We start from the raw sequence: 271 nt of genomic DNA, 5'->3' as shown, positions 1-271 counted from the left end.
CATCACGACGACGGCCGTGGCGGCGATGAGCAGCCACGCCGCCGCGCGCCGTGCGATGTGGGCGGGCAGCAGCCGGTCGAGCAGCAGCACGAGCACCATCGGCGCGAGCATTTCGATGGGCACGATGTAACGGTAGATGCTGAACAGCTTCATCCACACGACGAAACCGAGCGCGACGAACAGCACCACGAGCCGCTGTTTCGGTTCGAGGGCGGCGCGCGGCTGGCTCTTGAAGCGCTGCGCAATGCGCGCGAACACCCACCACACGAAC

General features: G+C 66.8%; 1 pseudogene. It reads right to left on the bottom strand.

The annotated features are described in order from the left end of the window. A pseudogene (locus SB771_RS34575) lies at positions 1-271 on the bottom strand (hypothetical protein); the annotation flags it as partial.

The organism is Burkholderia sp. SIMBA_051 (assembly GCF_046534915.1).
Classification (GTDB): domain Bacteria; phylum Pseudomonadota; class Gammaproteobacteria; order Burkholderiales; family Burkholderiaceae; genus Burkholderia; species Burkholderia ambifaria.
This window is presented reverse-complemented; position numbering and strand designations above follow the sequence as displayed.